12 protein-coding genes and 2 pseudogenes are annotated in these 18,542 nt (G+C 67.1%); 4 read left to right on the top strand and 10 right to left on the bottom strand.

Translation table 11 applies throughout. From position 1 onward, the window contains the following. Nucleotides 1–9: 9 nt before the first annotated feature. Genes M0765_RS26865 through imuA form a run of 3 tightly spaced genes read right to left on the bottom strand, consistent with a single transcriptional unit; the run spans nt 10 to nt 5,507 of the window. Complete coding sequence (locus M0765_RS26865) at nt 10–3,366, bottom strand: error-prone DNA polymerase (RefSeq protein ID WP_258507335.1); 3,357 nt, start codon at nt 3,364–3,366, stop codon at nt 10–12. Further along, nucleotides 3,359–4,726 (bottom strand): Y-family DNA polymerase, encoded by a 1,368-nt coding sequence (locus tag M0765_RS26870; RefSeq protein WP_258507338.1) that lies wholly within the window; start codon nt 4,724–4,726, stop codon nt 3,359–3,361. Before M0765_RS26870 ends, M0765_RS26865 begins: the two co-directional genes overlap by 8 nt. After that, on the bottom strand, nt 4,695–5,507 hold the full coding sequence (gene imuA / locus M0765_RS26875) for a translesion DNA synthesis-associated protein ImuA (RefSeq protein ID WP_258507343.1): 813 nt from the start codon (nt 5,505–5,507) through the stop codon (nt 4,695–4,697). Before imuA ends, M0765_RS26870 begins: the two co-directional genes overlap by 32 nt. Nucleotides 5,508–5,627: 120 nt before the next feature. Between imuA and M0765_RS26880 the strand changes: the two genes are divergently transcribed. Both M0765_RS26880 and M0765_RS26885 read left to right on the top strand, forming a co-directional pair. After that, entirely contained in the window at nt 5,628–6,755 is a 1,128-nt protein-coding gene (locus tag M0765_RS26880) for an ABC transporter substrate-binding protein (RefSeq protein ID WP_258507346.1), read from the top strand. 375 nt (nt 6,756–7,130) lie between these two features. Continuing rightward, nucleotides 7,131–8,052 (top strand): annotated as a pseudogene (locus tag M0765_RS26885) (aldo/keto reductase). A gap of 16 nt (nt 8,053–8,068) precedes the next feature. Here M0765_RS26885 and M0765_RS26890 read toward each other — a convergent pair. From M0765_RS26890 to M0765_RS26920, 7 genes and pseudogenes are all read right to left on the bottom strand, one after another. Further along, complete coding sequence (locus M0765_RS26890) at nt 8,069–9,040, bottom strand: Bug family tripartite tricarboxylate transporter substrate binding protein (protein ID WP_258507348.1); 972 nt, start codon at nt 9,038–9,040, stop codon at nt 8,069–8,071. A gap of 14 nt (nt 9,041–9,054) precedes the next feature. Continuing rightward, nucleotides 9,055–10,182, bottom strand: a complete 1,128-nt coding sequence (locus M0765_RS26895) for a porin (protein ID WP_258507350.1) — start codon at nt 10,180–10,182, stop codon at nt 9,055–9,057. A gap of 120 nt (nt 10,183–10,302) precedes the next feature. Continuing rightward, nucleotides 10,303–12,007: pseudogene (ilvD, locus tag M0765_RS26900) on the bottom strand (dihydroxy-acid dehydratase). Then, nucleotides 12,004–12,456, bottom strand: coding sequence for an aconitase X swivel domain-containing protein (locus M0765_RS26905; protein WP_157614490.1), 453 nt, complete (start codon nt 12,454–12,456; stop codon nt 12,004–12,006). Before M0765_RS26905 ends, ilvD begins: the two are co-directional and overlap by 4 nt. Before the next feature lie 125 nt (nt 12,457–12,581). Then, complete coding sequence (locus M0765_RS26910) at nt 12,582–13,877, bottom strand: aconitase X catalytic domain-containing protein (protein WP_258507356.1); 1,296 nt, start codon at nt 13,875–13,877, stop codon at nt 12,582–12,584. Nucleotides 13,878–13,933: 56 nt separating this feature from the next. Continuing rightward, the gene (locus M0765_RS26915; protein WP_258507359.1) at nt 13,934–14,782 is read right to left on the bottom strand and encodes an IclR family transcriptional regulator; all 849 of its coding nucleotides are present in this window, start codon (nt 14,780–14,782) and stop codon (nt 13,934–13,936) included. Between the two features lie 75 nt (nt 14,783–14,857). Beyond that, a complete protein-coding gene (locus M0765_RS26920) occupies nt 14,858–16,324 on the bottom strand; it encodes an FAD-dependent oxidoreductase (RefSeq protein ID WP_258507362.1) in 1,467 nt (488 codons plus the stop codon). 167 nt (nt 16,325–16,491) lie between these two features. Between M0765_RS26920 and M0765_RS26925 the strand changes: the two genes are divergently transcribed. After that, on the top strand, nt 16,492–17,490 hold the full coding sequence (locus M0765_RS26925) for a Bug family tripartite tricarboxylate transporter substrate binding protein (protein WP_258507364.1): 999 nt from the start codon (nt 16,492–16,494) through the stop codon (nt 17,488–17,490). Further along, nucleotides 17,487–18,503 carry a Bug family tripartite tricarboxylate transporter substrate binding protein gene (locus tag M0765_RS26930; RefSeq protein ID WP_258507366.1) on the top strand — a complete coding sequence of 339 codons (1,017 nt, stop codon included), beginning with the start codon at nt 17,487–17,489 and terminating at the stop codon, nt 18,501–18,503. The genes M0765_RS26925 and M0765_RS26930 overlap by 4 nt, the downstream gene beginning before the upstream one ends. Nucleotides 18,504–18,542 lie beyond the last annotated feature (39 nt).

The following is an 18,542-nucleotide window of genomic DNA, read 5'->3' on the forward strand; positions in this document are numbered from 1 at the left end:
TCCGCGCCGTCAATGAAAATCGCGGCTGGTGTTGCTCTGCGCCAGCCGGCCCATGAGCGGCGTCAGGTCCTTGAAGCCCGTGGCAATCAGGTGTTGCACCTTGCCGCCGGTCTCGTCGTCGCGCTGCCAGGTGCCCTGCACCGCCAGCAAGTGCGACTTGAGCAGCGGCTCGCGCCAGGCTTCGATGACATGGCTCCAGACGATGACGTTGACATTGCCGGTCTCGTCCTCGAGCGTGACGAAGATGGTGCCGTTGGCGGTGCCCGGGCGCTGCCGCCCCTTGACGATGCCGCAGGCGCGCGCGGTCTGGCCGCTGGGCAGGCTGCGCAGTTCTTCGGCGCTCATGAGCTTCATGCGTGCGAGGCGCGGGCGCAGCAAGGCGAGCGGATGGCGCCGCAGCGTGAGGCCGAGCGCCGCGTAGTCGCCGACGATTTCCTCGCCCTCGGGTGCCGCGGGCAGTTGCAGGACCTGCTCGTTGATCGGCACGCCCTTGAGCAAGGCCGGCGAACGCCTCTGCGCTGTGGCGTCCCACACCTGCTGGCGCCGATGGCCCGAAAGCGACATCAGCGCATCGGCGGCGGCCAGCGCGGCCATGTCCTTGCCGTCGAGTTCGGCGCGCAGGGCGAGGTCTTCGGTGCTGGTGAAGGGCGCTTGCGCGCGCGCTTCGAGCAGGCGCTTTGCGCCCTCCTTGCTGAGGCTCGAAACCCGGTTCAGCCCGAGCCGCACCGCGGGCTGGTTCTCGTTGCCGAGGCGATTGGCGTAGCGCGCATCGGTGCCCGGCGGCATGCGCGGTGCATCGGGGCTGCGGGCCTCGAGCGTGGTGTCGATGTCGCTGCACGCGACATCGACCGGCCGCACTTCCACGCCATGCCGCCGCGCGTCCTGCACAAGCTGCGAGGGGCTGTAGAAGCCCATGGGCTGCGAATCGAGCAGCGCCGCGAGGAAGCAGGCAGGCTCGTAGTTCTTGAGCCAGCTGCTCACGGTGACCAGCAGCGCAAAGCTCGCGGCATGGCTTTCGGGAAAACCGTAGTCGCCAAAGCCGAGGATCTGCTTGAAGATGGCTTCGGCGAAAGACTCCTTGTAGCCGTTGTCGACCATGCCCTTCACGAGCTTCTCGTGGAACTTCTCGAGGCCGCCCTTGCGCTTCCATGCGGCCATGGCGCGCCTCAGCTGATCGGCCTCGTCGGCGGTGAACTTGGCCGCGATCATGGCGATCTGCATCACCTGCTCCTGGAAGATCGGCACGCCGAGCGTGCGCTCGAGTGCTTCTTTCAGCTCTTCCTTCTCGTAGTGGATCGCCAAGCCCTTGGCCAACCGCTCGCGCTGCTTGAGGTAGGGATGCACCATGCCGCCCTGTATGGGCCCGGGCCGCACGATCGCGACCTCGATCACCAGGTCTTCGTAGCAGCGCGGCTTCAGGCGCGGCAGCATCGACATCTGCGCCCTGCTCTCGATCTGGAACACGCCGATGGTGTCGGCGTCGCAGATCATGTCGAACACCTTCTGGTCGTCGTTGGGGATGTGATGCATCTCCACCATCGAGCCGCGCCAGCGGTTCATGTGGTCGAGCCCGCGTTTTATCGCGCTGAGCATGCCGAGCGCGAGCACGTCGACCTTGAGCATGCCCATGGCTTCGAGGTCGTCCTTCTCCCACTGGATGACGGAGCGGTCTTTCATCGATGCCTTTTCGACCGGCACCAGCCGCGTGAGCTTGGTGTGCGTGAGCACAAAGCCGCCCACGTGCTGGCTCAGATGGCGCGGAAAGCCCTTGAGGCGCTGCGTCATCTCGATCCATTGCACCAGCTTGAGTTCGTCTTCCTGCACGCCGACGCGCGCGGCCGCCTTGAACAGTTGCTCGCCCAGCACGGTGTCGTCGAACCAGTAGTGGTCTTTTGCAAACTCGTCGATCAGGCGCTCGTCGATGCCGATGGCCTTGCCCACGTCGCGCAAGGCGCTGCGTGCGCGGTAACAGATGACGACGGCGGCAATGGCTGCGCGCTCGCGGCCGTACTTTTCGTAGATGTACTGGATGACCTCTTCGCGCCGCTGGTGCTCGAAGTCGACATCGATGTCGGGCGGCTCATTGCGATGCCGGCTCAGGAATCGCTCGAACAGCAGGTGGCCTTTTTCAGGGCTGACCGCGGTAATGCCCAGGCAGTAGCAGACGACCGAGTTGGCTGAAGAACCGCGCCCCTGGCAAAGGATGTGCTTCGAGCGCGCAAAGCGCACGATGTCTTCCACCGTGAGAAAGAACATCTCGTACTTCAGCTCGACGATCAGCGCGAGTTCCTTTTCGACCTGCTCGCGCACCTTGCCGGGGATGCCCTCGGGAAAGCGGACCGCCGCGCCCTCCCAGGTCTTGCGCACCAGCGTCTGCACGGGCGTCTCGTGGTTGCCCACGGTTTCGAGCGGGTACTTGTAGGTCTCGCGGATCACATTGGGATCGAACCGGCAGCGCTCGGCCACCACCAGCGTGTTCGATAGCATTTCGGAGAGATACAGCTCGGCCAGCCGCACCCGCTGCCGCAGATGCCGCTCGGCATTCGACTGCAGCGCAAAGCCGCATTCGGCCACGGTCTTGCCTTGGCGCACGGCGGTGAGCACGTCGTGCAGCGGCTTGGCCGCGCGCGCATGCATGTGCACGTCGCCGGCCGCCACGAGCGGAACGCCCACGTGCTCGCCCGCCTGCATCAGCGTGACAAACCACAGGTCGTCGTCGAGCTCGTTGAGCATCTCCACCGCCAGCCACAGGTTTTCTCCATAGAGCGCCTTGGCGGCCAGCAGGTCTTCATGCAGCGAGGCGACGTCCATGGCACCGCCCGGCGCCCTGTGCGGCACAAAAAGAACCTGGCAGTGCTGCAGCGATGCCACGTCGCTCTCGTCCCAGCTCACGCGGTATTCGCCCTTGGGCAGCTCGGTGTTGCGCGCGGCGGTGATGAACTCGCACAGGTTGCCCCAGCCCTCGGTGTCGTTGGCGATGACCACGAGCCTGAAGCGCTCGAAGCGGAACTCGCTGCCGAACAACAGCCGGAAATCGGGGTTGCGCGGAAGCGGCGGCTCGTCAGGATGGTCGCGCTCGTGTTCTTCCAATTTGGCCGGCAGATCGCGCAAGCAGACGTGCGCGCGCACGATGCCGGCCACCGAGCATTCGTCGGTAATGGCCAGCGCCGTGTAGCCGAGTTGGTAGGCGCGCTCGACCATTTCTTCAGGCGTCGAGGCGCCGCGCTGAAAGCTGAAGTTGGTCAGGCAGTGCAGCTCGGCGTAGTCGGGCAGCGTGGGCGGTGGCTTCTTGCGCAAGGGCAACGGCAGCGCATGCACCTTGGCGGAGTTGCGTCCGCGCAGCTGCTTTTCGCTCAGGTCAGGCATAGAACCCCTGCAGGTACCAGCGCACTTCGCCCTGGGAAAAGCGTGCGGAGAGCCGCTCGCGAAAGATCCACACCAGTCCGGCTTCGGGGCTTTCCGCCACGTAGTAGTCGCGCATGGCCGGCTGGCCGCCGTCTTCCTTGCCGCCCCACCAGCCGGCTTCGACGCGCTGCGGCCCGATCAGTTTGCTGAGGGGGCCGCGGTAGCACGGGCGCTCGCCGTCCATCTCGAGCAGCAGCGGCTCGGGCAAGAGCCACGGCGGGTAGAGCGCATCGGGCTGCAAAGCCGCGGCCTTCGCCTTTGCAGTTTCCCGGGCTTCCTTGCGGGTGCCCGGCAGCGCAGTGTCTTTCTGCAGCGCGGGCCGCCAGGCCTGCTTGCGCTCGGGCCGGTGGTCGGCCTGGGCCACGGGCACCACCACCTGCTGCGCCCCGAGCCGCACGCTGAGCCGCTCGACCATTTCGTGCAGCTTGTCGCCCTTGCGGTTGTCTTCGGGCAGAAAGCTGGTGCTGGCGCCGGCCCACGGATCGGTTTCGAGTGTGCGGAGGCGCAGCCAGCTTGCGGGCGCCGCAAGCGTGGTGAGGGCGAGTTTTTCGGAGAGCAGGCGCCGCAGGTGCGCCATGTCCTGCGTGGGCTCGGCCGTGCGCACGGTGACCTGCTGGTGCGGCGGCAGGTTCACGCCGTTGAAGCGCTTGAGGTCGAGCGTCCATTGCAGCTCGAGCGCGCGCGCGCCGCGCTGGCGGGCACGCAGCCAGAACTGCAGCGCCGTAAGCAGCCGGTTGGCCGACCACATCAACTCGGGTGCGGTTTCGGCCAGCGCGGGCAGCTCGAGCTTCTGCTCGAACACGTCGGGCAGCGTGAGCCAGCTGTGGCTTTCGGGGCGCAGGCCCCAAGCCACGTCGAGCGCCTCGCGCAGCGCCGCGCCAAAGCGCCGCGTGAGGCCGCCGCGCGGCAAGGCCGCCACGTCGCCCCAGGTGCGGCAGCCCAGGCGCGCCAGCAGATCGAGGTGTTCGCGCGCGGCGCTCAGCGTGTCCAGCGGCAGGCCGGCGGGAATGTCCTTGGGCCGGCTCTCTTCGCGCTCGAACAGCCGCAGCCGGGCCAGCGCGATGAGGCTGGTGGCGCCCTGCGCGCCGCGCATCACGGCGTCGGGCGCGGGGTTCTCGTGGGCCAGCTGGCGCATCAGCGACGAGCGCCCACCCCACAGGCGCTCGCAGGCCGAAACCTCGAGCATCAGCGCCTCGTCTTGCCAGGCGACGTGCGGCGTGTATTGCAGCGCCCACCAGCCCAGCGCCTCGGGCGTGGGCAGGGGCTGCGCTTCGTCAGGCGAATCGGATTCAAGCGACCACCGCAATGCGATCCAGTGCACTGGGGCCTCCCTTCCATGCGTCGATGCGCACCACCGTGGCCGCGGTCGATGTTGTCTCTTCACCGGCCGCCGCCGTGCCCTGCTGCTGCAGCCGCAGCTTGCGGCGCAACCGGGCGGCCGCCAGCAATGCGGCCATGCGCTCGTTGCGCGCGGGCAGCATCACCGGCGCGGCCAAGGGCGGCCCCCGGCGCTTGAGAATGCGCAGTTCGATCTGCGAGCTGTCGGCCTCGCAGCTTTCCACCTGAAGCCGAAGCCGCGCCGGCGACGCACCCTGCGCGGCCGATTCGGGCCGGCACACGAAGAGCAGCACGTCATGCTGGGCGGCGGCCAGTTGCAGCCGCCGCAGCTCGCCCACCCGGGCCTGCGGCAGCCAGGCCAGCACGGCCGACACATCCGCACAGCGCAGCGCCTGTTCGCAGGCCCACAGGCGCGAAGCCGGCGCGTCGCTCCGGACCCACATCAGCGCTTCCACCGGCAAGCCCTGCGCCGCCAGAGACGGCCCGCAGGGTTCATAGGGCGCGCCGATCAGCACCACCGGCCCGCCGCGCGCCTGGACGGCCTGCGCCAAAGCGGGCAGCAGCAGTCGCCAGACATGGGCCTCGGGCGCGGTTTGCAGCAACTCCGTCATGGCGCCTACAGGCCAGCCGCCACCCGGCAGCTCGGCGTCGAGCGCGGCGTGGCCGGTGGCGACGACCTGCGCGTCGGCCAGGCCGAGCTCGTCGGCATGCCAGACGCCACGGCCTGCGGCGGCGGAAAAGGAGTTGAGGAAAGGAAGGCCCATGATGCAATCGTTAACTGTATTTTTATACAGTATTCCATGGGCCGCAACCGGGGCAGGACAAATAGCGATTTACCCAAAGCGCCTTGCCTCTTAAGATGGCCGAACAAACAATTTGTGACCATGCAATACAAAAAGATTCATTTGCTGGCTTCGGCCTTTGCCGCTCTCCTCCTTGCGGTACAGCCTGCGGCGCAGGCCCAAACCAAGCCGCTCCTGATCGGCCAGACCTATGTGCAGACGGGCCCGCTGGCAACGCTGTCGACCGAGCCGCTGGTCGGCATTCGCGCGCTGTTCACCGCAGTGAATGCGAACGGCGGCGTGAACGGCCGGCCCATCGAGCTGCGCCAGCTCGACGATGCGTACGACCCCGCCAAGGGCGCCGAGAACGTGAAGACTTTCGTGAAGGACGGCGCCGTGGGCATCCTGATGCCGATCGGCACGTCGTCGGCGGTGGGCGCCTTGAAAGCAGCCAACGAACTCAAGATTCCGGTCGTAGGCTCGTACACGGGTGCGGCGCCGGTGGTGAAACCGTCCGAATACGGCTTTCCGGTGCGCATCAGCTTCGACGAGGAATACAGCCGCATCGTGAACCACCTGTTCACCATCGGCCTCTCGCGCATCGCCTTCGCGCACAACGACAACCCGGGCGCGCGCTCGGCGATGGAGAGCACGCAAAAATTCATTGCCGAGCGCGGCGAAAAAATGGTCGGCAGCGTGTCGATCAAAAATGACGGCTCGGACGCAGCCGAACGCGCGGCGGAGCTGGTCAAGCTCAAGCCCAAGGCCGTGGTGCTGTCGGCCACGAACGACGTGGCGGCCAAGTTCATCACGGCCTACCGCGCGGCGGGCGGCGAAACGGCTTTCTATTCGTTCTCTTTCCTGAACGGCCAGAAGCTGTTCCAGGACATCAAGAAGGACGCAGCCGGCGTGGTCATTTCGCAGGTCGTGCCGTACCCATGGAACACGGCAATGCCGATGATTGCCGAGTACCAGGCGGCCATGAAGAAAATCGGCGCGACGGAGTTCAGCTACGCCAGCCTCGAGGGCTATGTGGCGGCCAAGGTCATGGTCGAAGGCCTGAAGCGGGCGGGCACCAGCCCTACGCCCGATTCACTGCAGAAGGGGCTCGAGTCGTTCAAGACGCTGGACATCGGCGGGATTGCTGTGTCTTACCGGCCCGGCGAGCACCGGGGGCTGACCTTCTCTGAGCTTTCGATGCTCAAGGCTGACGGGCGCTATTTGCGTTGAGTGCTTTCTGCGGGGCGGGGTAAGTTCTTTTTCAGGGCGAGTGCAAAGGCCACCGGGTACTCCCCTCCGCGAATGTCCCCCGGCCTGCGGCCTCCTCCTTTATTTCGCTGCGCGGAGCACCCGATGCCCTGTGCACCGGGACACGCTGCTGGTGCACCGCTGATCAACGACCGCTCTGAATCACGCACACGTCGATGGGGTGCCTTGCGCAGCGAAATAAAGGAGGAGGGGCGCAGCCCCGGGGGACATTCGCGGAGCAAGGTACCCCGTCGGCGGGTGCGCCGCCCTGAACAACGCCCCCAACGAACACTCAGTCAAAGCCCCTGGCGCAGAATTTGATTCGTGACACCCCTCACGAACCAACCCCACCTCCCCATTACCCGCGCCCGGCTGCTCAGGCTAGGCGCCGCACTCTGCGCCGGTGCCGCGCTCCCCTCCTTCGCACAGCAACAAGGCAGGCCTGCGATGACCATGAACACCCGCCCTATTCCTTCCACCCAGGAGGCCCTGCCGGTTGTCGGCTGCGGCACCTGGATCGGGTTCGACCAGCGCCCCGGTACCGATGAATACAAGCGCCTGCCGGGTGTGCTCGACGCCCTCTTTGCCGCGGGTGGCAAGGTGATCGACAGTTCGCCGATGTACGGGCGCTCTGAGGAAACCACCGGCGAACTGCTGGCCTCATCGAAGCAGCGCGAGAACAAGGCTTTTCTTGCGACGAAGGTCTGGACATCGGGCCGGGATGCCGGCATTGCGCAGATGGAGCAGTCTTTCACGCGGCTGCGCACCCAGCGCATGGACCTGATGCAGGTGCACAACCTGGTGGACTGGAAAACCCATCTTTCCACACTGCGCGAATGGAGGGGCAAGGGCCGGGTGCGCTACATCGGCATTACGCACTACACCGCCTCTGCCTACGACGAGGTCGAAGCGGTGCTGCGCGCCGAGAAGCCTCGACTTTTTGCAGATCAACTATTCGATCGACGCGCGCGAAGCCGAGCAGCGACTGCTGCCGCTCGCAGCCGAGCGCGGGGTGGCGGTCATCGTCAACATGCCGTTTGGCGGGGGCGGCCTCCTGCGCCGGCTGCGGGACAAGCCGCTGCCTGCGTGGGCCGGCGAGATCGGCTGCACAAGCTGGGCGCAGGTGCTGCTGAAGTTCGTGCTGAGCCACCCGGCGGTGACCTGCACCATTCCCGGCACCAGCCGCGCCGAGCACATGGCCGACAACGCCGCGGCCGGCGCGGGCTCGTTTCCGGATGCGGCGTTCTGGCGCAGCAACGCGCGCTCGATCGGGCTCTGAGCCGCAACCGCGGCGGCTATTCGAACTTGACGTTGTGCTGCCGCATGGTGGCGCCGAAGGCGTCGTATTGCGCGCGGAAGAACTCGGTGAACTTTGCGGGGCTCATGCCGTAGCCCTCGAAGCCCTGCTGCACCAGCTGCGCATGCACGTCCGGCCGCTTTAGCGTGTTCTGCAGTTCCTGCGACAGCTTGGCGGTAATGGCGGGCGGCAACCCCGGCGGTCCGAAAAAGCCGGCCCAGGGCGTGATGGTGAGCTTGCCCAGGCCCAGCTCACTGCCCGTGGGCACGTCGGGCAGCAAGGCGCTGCGCTGCGGCAGCAGCGTGACCAGCGCGCGAATGCGCCCCTCTTTCACGAAGCCCGGGGCCAACGTGCCGGTGGTGAACATCATGTGGATCTGGCCGCCGAGCAGGTCGGTCATGGCTTGCATGTCGCCCTTGTAGCGCGCGTTCACCACCTTGCGCTCGCCCAGCAGCTGCAGCATGGCCAACTCCGAGGCGCTGTTGCTCGACGCCGAGTTGTAGGCGCCGGGCTTGGCCGCGACCAGGGCCAGCAACTCGTTCACGCTCTTCGCCGGCAGGCTCGAAGGCACCACCAGGAACATCGAGAACTGGCCGGCCGAGCTGATCGGCGTGAAGGCCTTGAACGGATCGTAGGGCGGCGTGGGGCGCAGCGTGGGCGCCGCCACCATGGCGGTATTGGTGCCCATCAGCAGCGTGTAGCCATCCGGCTTTGCAGACGACGTGGCCTGCGCCGCTAGAACGCCGTCGGCGCCGGGCCGGTTTTCCACGATCACCTGCTGGCCGAGCTGCTTCGACAGCCCCTCCGCAATGATGCGCGTGAGCGCGTCAGCACCGCCGCCGGGTGCAAAGCCGACGATCAGGCGCAGCGGCTTGTCCGGATAGGTCTCGGCGCTCCACGCTGCCGCACCGGGCAGCATTGCCAGCGTGCTCCCCGTGAGGGCCGCCAGCGTCAGGTTTCTGCGTCGCATTTCTTGCTCCTTGTTCAGAAGAGATGCCGCACGCCGAGCTCCCAGCCCGACGAGCGGCGGCCACCGGCCGGTGCCACGCCGCCACTGACGACATAGCGCGCCTGGCCGCTGTTCATGAGCCGCGCGTAGGTGCCATAGAGCGCGGTGCGTTTGGAGAGGTTGTGCACATAGCCGATGCCGAACTGCCGCGCATCGTCGCGGTTGCGCGGCATGCCGTTGGCGTTGCGCAGGCTCTCGTCGCTGCGGTCGTCCAGGTAGGCGTAGCTCACGCGGATTCGGCCAACCTCGAAGGCCGGAACGTGCGCGCCGATCTCGGCGGTGTTCTTGCGCACCGTGCCGGTGGCGAGCTTCACGGTCACCTTGTTGTAGAGCGCAAAGAACTTCGCAAAGCCGACGTCCCATGTGCCGCCGATGTTGGCGTGCGTGTAGTTGCCGATGGTGGCGGTCGCGTCGTAGTGGGTGCGCGTCACGGCGGCGGCAATGTCGAATGCGCCCGAGGCGAATCCGAAGCGCGCACCGGCAAAGTTGCCGTCGTCGCGGTTGGGCGCGGTGGAATCGTTCTCGCCCGTGCCGATCATCGCCATGCCGTAGAAGCCGCCGAGCCCGGCCGGCAACCAGTAGCTCACCGTGTTGCTGCCCGTGATGGCCGAAGGGAGCGGCCCTGTGCCCGAGCCCGCGAACGTGAGGTTGCCCGCGCGCGCCACGCCGTTGGCGTTGAAGGGGTCGAAGTAGATGCTGTTGTAGTGCGTGGGAATGAAGTCGCGGCCCAGGCGCAGTTCACCCATCTTCTGGTGCGAGAGGCTCACGAAGGACATGCGGTCGAAGGTGATCGGCCCCGCCACGCCCGCGCCGCTCGTCTGGTTGTTGCTGTTGCTCGCGCGGCCGGTGCCGGTGTCGGGGTTCAGGCTGCCCTCGAGCCAGAAGCCTGCGCGCAAGCCGCCGCCCAGGTCTTCGGTGCCGCGAAATCCGAGCCGGCTCGTTGAAAGCCCGCCGTTCGATAGCGCCTTGACCGAGCCGCCGCCATCGCCGTTGGTGTACTGGATACCGAGGTCCATCACGCCGAACACGGTCACGCTGGATTGCGCATGCGCCGCGCCGCTGCTCGCAAGCCCTAGCGCTGACCACATCAAAATCTTCTTCATGGTTTTCTTGTCTCCTGCTTCTTCTCTTGGTTGAAAAACTCGGAACGCGCGCAGGGCTGCGCCACCGGGTGCGCACGGGGGTGCGCGCCGGTCGGCGAAGGCCGGGGTAAAAAGGTGCTGCTAGCCGGAAGGCCCGGGTCGTTCGGTGCGCACGAGCACGGCGCCCTTGGACAGCGGGCTCACGTTGCGCCGGTATTGCTGCAGCCAGCCGGTGTCGAAGGCGGGGGCGGCGCCTGCCAGTCGGCGCGGCGCGCCTGCAGCTCCGCATCGGTCAATGCAATGTCGAGGCGGCGCGCGTCCAGGTCGATGGTGATCACGTCGCCATCGCGCACCAGCCCCAGCGGCCCGCCGAGCGCAGCTTCGGGCGAGACCTCGGCCACCACAAGCCCCTTGCAGACCAGGCCTGAAAGATGCCCGTCGGTCAGGATCGCGACCTGGTCGCCCAGGCCCGCGCCGTCGATGGCGAACACCACGCGCGAGGCGCCGCCGCCCATCGCCGGGCCGCCGCAGGCACCGGCGCCGCGCATCACGACCACCTGGCCCGGCACGATCTCCCCCTTTTTTCATTGCGGCAATGGCGGCGTCCGAGGTCCAGAAGCACACGGCCGGACCTGTGAAGCTGCGCACCTTGCGTTCCACGATGCCGGTCTTGATGAGGCCGGACTCGGGCGCAAGATTGCCGCGCAGCAGCACGATGGCGGGCAGCGGCGCAACCGGGCGATCGATGGGGCGGATCACCTCTGCGTCGGCAACTTCGGTGCCCTGCAGGTTGTCGGCCACGGTGCCGCCAGTGACGGTGGGCGCGCTCGTGTCGAGCAAGGGCGCAAGCTGCTTCATGAGCGCGCGGCAGCCGCCTGCCGCCTCGAAGGCTTCGATGCTGTGATCGCCGATCGGCCGCACGCCGGCCAGCACCGGCGTCGTCGGGCCGAGGCTTTCGAAAAGGCCATACACGTCGACACCGCACTCGCCTTCGGTCGAAACCGCCTGCAAGTGCTTGGCCGTGTTGAGCGAGCCGCCGATGGCCAGCACCGCGCGCACCGCGTTGGCGAAGGCGCCGGGCGTGAGGATGTCGCGCGGCTTCAGGTCGTCCCACACCATCTGCACGATGCGTGTGCCGGCCGCGCGCACGTCGGCCATCATCTTCGGGCTCAGCGCGGCAACCGGCGCGCTGCCCGGCAAGGCCAGGCCGAGGGCCTCGCAGACGATGTGCATCGAGTTGGCCGTGCCCAGGCCCGAGCACACGCCCGGGCCACGGATCGCCTCGCGGCTCATGCCCACGAGTTCTTCGACCGGCAGGTGGCCCGTGACGGCATGCATCGCGCCGATGAAAACTTCCTCGATGTCTATGTGCTTGCCGCGGTACTCGCCGCTGGGCTGGTAGCCGCAGGGCACGAGCAACGTCGGAATGTTGAGCCGCGCCGCCGCCATGAGCTGGCCCGGCACGGTCTTGTCGCACGAGGTGAGGCACACCATGCCGTCGAGCTGCGCGCCCTCCACCGCCACTTCGATGTCGTTGGTGACCAGGTCTCGCGCACCCAGCATGTAGGCGCCGCGTGCACCCGCGCCGGTGATGAAGTCGCTGGGCGCTGCCGTGCGGATCTCGAACGGCACGCCGCCCGCCGCGCGGATCGCGGTCTTGATTTCCGCCGCCACCTTGTCAAGGTGGCTGGAAGCAAGCCGCGAGTTCGGACGAGCTGTTGACGATGGCGATCTTCGGCTTCTCGCAGTCTTCTTCCGGAATGCCGAGCGCGCGCCAGTGCGCATTGCGCACTGACCAAAGATAAGAGCCGCGCGGAAAGTTGCTGCGCAGGGGGCGGGTGGTCATGGGCGGTCTCCGGGTTTGTTCTTCTTGGTGATCTCGATCACGCCGCGGTCGGCGTCCACGCGCACCCAATCGCCGGTCTCGATGCATTCCAGAGGGTCGCGCTCGAAGTCGGTCATCGAAGGCGAGTGCGTCACCACCGCGCCCAGCGCCATCTTGGTGGTCATCTCATTGAACAGGAAGGCCGCGGGCGCGGAGTTCATGAGCCGCGTCATGTGGAACATGGCCGACCAGCCCGACGAGCCCTTGGCCCCCGGAAACACGAGCACCTTGCCCGCAAAGCTCTGGCCGCGCAGCTCGTGCCGCGTCTCGATGACGGTGCCGGTGCGCGGATCGATGCCGCCCCAGCCCGAGATGCGGTCGCGCGTGACGAGTGCCTCGCCTTCGGCCACGCCGCCGACCACCTTGCGGCCGCGGATGACGAGCGTGGATGTGTTGTCGCGCGCATTCATGGTTTTGCTCCTTCCCCTTTCGGGGAAGGTTGGGATGGGGGCAGCCAGAGCGCTCGATGGATGCGCCGCATGCCCCCACCCCTGCCCTCCCCAGAGGGGGAGGGAGAAAGTCCGGAGAGCGAGCTTCATTGCATGTCTCCATTCCACCGCCCGGTGCACGCCGCATCAATGCATTCCGCCGTGCTGCCGAACCACGCCTGCACGCCAAGAATGGCGGGCAGGTAGTGCGCCTGCTTGGCCGAGTCGAGTGCCACGGTCTTCGTGCCCTTGGGCACAGCGCGGCTCATGGCGGAGCAGCTGTCGGTCATGAGGATGCCGCCCGCGTCCTCGATGATCCTGGTGTAGCCGTTGCGGTCGGCCAGCGACTTGATGGCGCGTGGCGTGAAGATCCACAGCTCGCAATCGGGGTGCACCTTGCGCCCTTCGATGAGCTGCGCGGCCTCCCAGATCTGCTCGATGGTGTAGTGCGGGCAGCCGAGCATCACGTACTGCACCTCGGCCTCCCTGCCGGTCGCGTTGATCTTCTCGTAGGTGGCGCGGCGCTCGGCCTCGCCGTAGCGCAGCACCTCCACCGGTGCACGGCCGCCGAGCGCCTGCTCCAGTGTGAGCGCCTCGGGCGTGACGCCGGCAATGTGGTACATCTCCACGCCGCCTGAAGACGATGCCGCCGCGCCGAAGTGCTTGAGCCGCGGCAGGTTGGGTACGCGGCCAATGCCGCGCCTGCTGTGCACCACCGGCACGCGCTCCTGCACGTGCTCGCCGATGTAGTAGCCGAGCAGGCCCCAGTCCTGCACTGATTCAACCTGGACCTCGAGCTCGACCACATGCGTGGCGCGGCGGTTCTCGTCGAGGTGATAGCCCCAGTAGGGAATGCGGCCGGTGAGCATGGCCGCGCCGGTGCTCTCGCGCCCTTCGGTATTGGTGCGCGCACCGAGCACCGAGTTGCAATACACCACGGCCGACGATTCCATCCACGCGCAATGCTCGCCGCGCGTGGGGATGTTGCCGACCTGGTAGGGCGTGCAGGTGTTCATGATCTGCGCGCCGAGGCCCGCCGCATGGCGCTCGCTCTTGTTGTAGAACTGAACGATCTCCTCGCTCACGCCCATGCGCTCGGGCTGGCCGGGGTCGAAGCCCAGCTGCAGGTGGCTGGTGAAGACCTTGAACTTTGGAATCTCGACGGTCTCCTGGCTGTCGAGGCTGAACTCGGAGAACACCGCGTCCATGCCGCCGCCCTTGGCCAGCGCAAAGTCACGCTGGAACGGCGTGGTCGAGGTGATGGTGGCGCAGACGTTGCGCGTCTCGACCAGCCGCTCGGCGCCCAGCGCTTCGCCATAGCGCATCAAGAGGTCCATCGCCTTCTGCACGGCCGGTCCGTCTCGGCCGTCCATCATGGCTTTTTCTTCATCGCTCAGGTGCATGACCTGTGTCTCCGTTCTTGTGTTTGCAGTCGTGGGGTCGGCCCGCGCCGTGCCCGCTAACCCGGTGAAGGCGTAGGCGTGGGCACATGCCCGCCGATGTCGCGCGCAATGGTCAGCGCAATGTCGTGCAGGCGCGGTGCCAGTTCGTTGCGCAGGCGCTCTTCGGTGAACACGAAAGCCGCGCCGCCGCCGTTGAGCGACATCACTTCGCCGTCGGGCCCGATGAGGGGCACCGACACCGAATTGATTTCGCGGTGGAATTCGCCGAGCGAGAGGCAGTAGCCCAGCCGCCGCGCTTCGCCGACGGCGCGGGTCATGCCGGGCGCGATGCTGTCCCACTCTGGGCCGCGCAAGAGGCGCATCGAATCGATGAGCTGGTTGCGCTGCGCCTCGGGCAACGCCGAGAGGTACGCGCGGCCCAGGGCCGAATTGGCCAGCGGCGCGCGCGAGCCCACATCGAGCCGCGCCGAGAGCATCGACGAGCGCGGCCGGCAAGCCTCGATCAGCACCATCTCCATGCCGTCGCGTATGGCCAGGTAGACCGAGGCGCCCACCTCCTCCGCCATCGCCTGCATGCTGGGCCGCGCGGCGGCGCGCACGTCGAGGCTGCCCAGGAACACGCGCGACAGCGACACCACGCCGGGCCCGAGCATGAAGCGGTCGGCCACCTGCGCGGCCTTGAGCATGCCCATGGAGAGCAACGTGGCGACGAGCCTGTTGACCGTGGGGCGCGGAATGCCGGTCATGCGCGCGATGTCGGCATGGCCCAGCACGGGGCGCTCTTCGCTGAAGCAGCGCAGCACCGAGATGCCGCGCTCCAGCGCGCTCACGGTGTCGGAGCGGTCGCCGCGCGCATCGGCGGCTTCCGATGCGGAAAAAGAGGTGTCGTTTTTTTCAGTGGACATGGAAGAACCCGTTGCAAGACTCAAGACTCTGCAATGTAGAGGCTCGCGGGAAAGGTCGGCCGGACTCATGGCAAGTCATTCAGACGCCGGCTTCGGCAACGCAGCCGCTGCCGCCGGCGCATGCGCGCCCTGCCCGGCACCGGCGCGCAGGTAAACGCCCTGCGCGAGCAGCGCCGACTGCAGCGCGCCCACGTCGACAAGGCGCGGCTCGATGCCGCCCTGCGAGGCCAGCGCCGCCGCCACGCCGGCCGCCTGCCCGGTGATCCAGCACTGCGGAATCTCGCGCATGAAGCCGTGCGAGTTGCGGTCGCATGAAATATGGCGCCCGCAAGCCACCAAGCCGTCGAGCTGCTGCGGCACCAGCGCGCCGTAGGGAATGGAGATGTTCGGAAACTTGGGCGACACCGCGGGCGTCACGCCCACTTCGTCGGCCAGCGCCACGCCGTCAGGCCACTGGCTGCGCAGCATGGCGCCCACACCGGTGAGGCGCCGCGCATGGCGCACGCCGATCTGCGGTGCGCTGAGCATCAGGTAGGCATCCTCGAAGCCAGGCGCATGCGCCTTGAAGTAGTCCAGGTGCGCGGCCATGGCGCGGTGCGAGCGCACCTCCACGGCCGTGAGGTCGTCCACGTCCAGCGCCGAGTAGCCCGACTGGCGCGGCCCCATGAACAGCGCCACATCGTTGCGCCATGAAACGAACGGCCGCTCGAACAGGCCGCACACTTCGCGCCCGCGTGCCATGAAGGCGGTGAACGCCTCGGGCTGGCCGGCCTTGAATTCGATCCAGCGGTTCATGTCCACGCCGCCGAAGAGCCACGAGGTGTTCATGCAGTGGTGCACGTCGGCTTCCTCGATGTCGTTCACGTAGGCGGCACCGGCACGCGCGAACAGGTCGCCGTCGCCCGTGGCGTCGACCACCACGTCGGCCATGATCGCCATGCGGCCTTCCTTGCTCTCGAAGACCACGCCCTTCACGGCGCCGTCCTGCACGATGGGAATGGCCGCCCACGAGTGGTAGATGAGCTTGACCTTGCGCTCCAGCACGATCTCCTGCGAGAGCAGCTTGAGCCGCTCGGGGTCGATGGTGGGCGACCAGGTCACCACGCCGTGATAAGCGGCCGTGCGCTGCGACCAGTGCGCGGCCTTGGCCGTGTCTTGCGAGCCCCAGTCTTCCCTTGCGGGGCCGGCAATGGCATCGGCCGGCAGGCGGTCGAACAGTTCTTCGGCAAAGCCGCGGATCACCAGCTTGCCTTCCCAGTCGGTCATGCGGTCGATCCAGATCACGAGGCCGCCGGTGGAAAGCCCGCCCAGGTGGTTGTAGCGCTCGAGCAGCGCCACGTCGGCACCGGCACGGGCGGCAGCTGCGGCGGCCGCGGTGCCCGAAGGGCCGCCGCCCACCACCAGCACGCCGCAGCGGTGGTAGACCGGAATGTTCTTGCCGGGCTCGGCCCAGGTGCCGTGGTCAGGGCGCTTGACGCGGCTGTCGCGGTCGAAGATGTCGGAGCTGAGGATGCGTTCGTCGGTGCGGACGACAGTTTTCATGGATAGGTGTCTTGGATGGGCTGTTTCGTCGTATTTTGATTTCAATGTTCATTTTGTCAAACACAAAAGGTAGAAAATGGCACCTTTTCGGGGTATTCCCTAGAGTATGTGGATTTTTCTGGTTTTCTAAATCAATATAAGAAGAACATACATAAACGGAGACATCGATGAAGAAACCTCGCGGCACCCGCCGTGCGTTCGGCGCTGCGCTCGGCGCGGCGGCCTTGCTGGGCTTGGCGCCCTTGGCCCTGGCGCAAGACTTTCCGGTGCGCGGCGGCAAGCCGATACGCATCGTGGTGGGCTTTACCGCCGGCGGCGGCACCGATGCGCAGGCGCGCATCGTGGCGCAGAAGCTCGGCGAGGTGCTGGGCACCGGCGTGATCGTCGACAACAAGCCAGGTGCCAGCACCATGCTCGCCGCAAGCGAGGTGGCGCGCGCGCTGCCCGACGGCTACACGCTGCTCTACGCGCCCTCTTCGACCATGGCGCAGAACCCGCACACCTTCTCGCAGGTGCCCTACGACCCGTTCAAGGACTTCACCGCCATTTCGATGGGCGGACGCGGACCGCTGGTGCTCTCGGTGAGCACCACCGTGCCGGCCAGCAACGTGAAGGAGCTCATCGCCTACGTGAAGGCCAACCCGGGCAAGGTGAGCTACGCCTCCTTCGGCGCGGGCACCTCGTCGCACATCTACGGCGAAGCCTTCGTGAAGAAGGCCGGCATCGACGCGGTGCACATTCCCTACAAGGGCGGCTCGGACGCGGCCAAGGACCTGATCGGCGGCCGCGTGCAGTACATGTTCGATTCGGCCTCGTCGGCCCTCATCACCTCGGGCACCGGCAAGGTGAAGATCCTGGCCATTGCCGCGAACGCGCGCATTGCGGCCCTGCCCGACGTACCCACCTTCGCCGAGCAAGGCGTGGCGGGGCTCGACCTGCCGAGCTGGCTCGGCTTCTACGGCCCCGCGCACATGCCGGCGCCGGTGGTTGCCAGGCTCAATGCGGCGCTCACGCAGGTGCTGGCGATGCCGCAGGTGCGCGACTTCTACCGCTCGGGCGGCTACGAAGCCGGCGCCTCCACGCCGGAGGAATTTGCAAGCGTCACGCGGTCGAGCTACGAGCGCTGGGGCGCGATGGTGCAGCAGGTGGGGTTGGCCAGGCAATGAACCACTCGCGCTTCTTCAACCGTCGCCGCATGGCCGCGTGCCTTGGCCTCGGCATCGCACTTGGCGCAACCGCATTGCCGCCCAGCACGCTCGCGGCCGAGCCCACGGCCTTCCCCGAAAAGGGCCGCAGCATCCGCATCGTGCTCGGCCTTGCGGCGGGCGGCGCCTCCGACGCGCAAGCGCGCTTCGTCGCCAACAAACTCGGCGAAGTGCTGCAGACACCGGTAATCGTCGAGAACCGGCCAGGCGCGAGCTTCATCCTGGCCACCGAGGAAGTGATTCGCGCCGCACCCGACGGCTACACGATGATGTACGCGCCCTCTTCCGTGGTGGCGCAAAACCCGCAGACACTGGCACAGGTGCGCTACGACCCGTTCAAGGACCTCACGCCCATCTCGCTCGGCGCACGCGGGCCGCTGGTGCTCACGGTGCATGCGAGCGTGCCGGCGCGCACGGTGCAGGAGCTCGTGGCCTACATCAAGGCCAACCCCGGCAAGATGAGCTACGCGTCCTTCGGCACCGGCACCTCGTCGCACATCTACGGCGAGGCCTTCGCGCAGAAGGCGGGGCTGGATGTGGTGCATGTGCCCTACAAGGGCGGCGCCGATGCCGCGAAAGACTTTCTTGCAGGTCGCGTGCAGTACTACTTCGACGCGGCGCCCAACGCCATCCAGAACACTGCCACCGGCAAGGTCCGCATGCTGGCGGTGGCCGCGCCGAAGCGCAGCGCAATGCTGCCCGACGTGCCCACCATGACAGAACAAGGCGTTGCCGGCGTCGATATGCCGAGCTGGCTCGGCTTCTTCGGGCCCGCGCGCATGCCGGCGCCCGTGGTCGCCAAGCTCAACGGCGCGCTCGCGCAGGTGCTGGCGATGCCCGCCACGCGCGACTTCTTCCGCCAGGGTGCTTATGAAGCAGAGTCTTCGAGCCCCGCGCAGTTGGCCGAGCTCACGCGTACCACCTACGACCAGTGGGGCGACATGATCCGCAAGCTGGGGCTGGTGAAGCAATAGCAAAAGCTCCAGCTTAAAAAGATATTAAAAACTCTGGGG

The sequence above is a fragment of the Variovorax sp. S12S4 genome, assembly GCF_023195515.1.
In the GTDB taxonomy this organism is placed as follows: Bacteria; Pseudomonadota; Gammaproteobacteria; order Burkholderiales; family Burkholderiaceae_C; genus Variovorax.

Bases quoted from the DNA above. Each gene is read 5' to 3' on its own strand.
- M0765_RS26910 (WP_258507356.1), bottom strand. From the start codon at position 13,877: ATGCACCTGAGCGATGAAGAAAAAGCCATGATGGACGGCCGAGACGGA.
- M0765_RS26895 (WP_258507350.1), bottom strand. From the start codon at position 10,182: ATGAAGAAGATTTTGATGTGGTCAGCGCTAGGGCTTGCGAGCAGCGGC.
- M0765_RS26865 (WP_258507335.1), bottom strand. From the start codon at position 3,366: ATGCCTGACCTGAGCGAAAAGCAGCTGCGCGGACGCAACTCCGCCAAG.
- M0765_RS26930 (WP_258507366.1), top strand. From the start codon at position 17,487: ATGAACCACTCGCGCTTCTTCAACCGTCGCCGCATGGCCGCGTGCCTT.
- M0765_RS26925 (WP_258507364.1), top strand. From the start codon at position 16,492: ATGAAGAAACCTCGCGGCACCCGCCGTGCGTTCGGCGCTGCGCTCGGC.
- M0765_RS26915 (WP_258507359.1), bottom strand. From the start codon at position 14,782: ATGTCCACTGAAAAAAACGACACCTCTTTTTCCGCATCGGAAGCCGCC.
- M0765_RS26920 (WP_258507362.1), bottom strand. From the start codon at position 16,324: ATGAAAACTGTCGTCCGCACCGACGAACGCATCCTCAGCTCCGACATC.
- M0765_RS26890 (WP_258507348.1), bottom strand. From the start codon at position 9,040: ATGCGACGCAGAAACCTGACGCTGGCGGCCCTCACGGGGAGCACGCTG.
- M0765_RS26880 (WP_258507346.1), top strand. From the start codon at position 5,628: ATGCAATACAAAAAGATTCATTTGCTGGCTTCGGCCTTTGCCGCTCTC.
- imuA (WP_258507343.1), bottom strand. From the start codon at position 5,507: ATGGGCCTTCCTTTCCTCAACTCCTTTTCCGCCGCCGCAGGCCGTGGC.
- M0765_RS26905 (WP_157614490.1), bottom strand. From the start codon at position 12,456: ATGAATGCGCGCGACAACACATCCACGCTCGTCATCCGCGGCCGCAAG.